The following is a 782-nucleotide window of genomic DNA, read 5'->3' on the forward strand; positions in this document are numbered from 1 at the left end:
CAGGGCAATGTATTGTCTTACCGTCGTCGTAAAACAGGACGGGCTTTGACGGTGATGCTTACCCCTGAAGTAATGCAGTTGGTGCGTCTGGTAGCTGATAGGAATATGGATTCACCTTATCTGTTCCCCATTCTGCAGAGTGAGGAAGGTTCAGAGGCTGCATATCGGGAATACCAGTCTGCTTTGAGAAGCTTTAACCGGCGCTTATCTAGTCTTAAGCAATCTATTGGAATGAAATCTGCTCTCAGCACTTATGCTGCCCGACATACCTGGGCTACAATGGCTTATCACTGTGAAATTCATCCCGGAATCATCTCGGAAGCAATGGGACATTCGTCCATTGCAGTTACAGAAACTTATCTGAAGCCTTTTAGTAATAAGAAGATAGATGAAGCTAATCGGATAGTAATTTCTTTTGTAAAAAGTGGCGGATATTTAGTATAAAAGGTGTAATTCCTCTTTATAATATAGATTAGTATTGTCACATAATATTCATATTCTTCAAGGAGCACTTTGAGGAAGGGAAAGACTTGACTTTATTAGAATAGACTTCTATTTTAATAATACTATAATAATCAATGAATTACATTCGGTTTTTATCTTCTTACCTTCTTTAAAATCTTCTTTTCTCCTTTTTCCATGTCTCCTTTTAGGAACTACTTTTTTCTCTCACATATTCATACTAATACATTTTCTCATCTCCCACCAAATAGCCCTCCTACGGCCATTATTCCTTGAATGTTAACGGATTTAACGAGATTTTATTACCTATAAAGTAACGG

General features: G+C 37.6%; 1 protein-coding gene. It reads left to right on the forward strand.

What is annotated here, in order from left to right:
* A partial coding sequence (locus DW036_RS25380; RefSeq protein WP_147401558.1) for a tyrosine-type recombinase/integrase occupies nt 1-444 on the forward strand: 444 nt, incomplete at its 5' end.
* Between the last annotated feature and the right edge of the window lie 338 nt (nt 445-782).

This window comes from Bacteroides sp. AF39-11AC (assembly GCF_003474285.1).
In the GTDB taxonomy this organism is placed as follows: Bacteria; Bacteroidota; Bacteroidia; order Bacteroidales; family Bacteroidaceae; genus Bacteroides.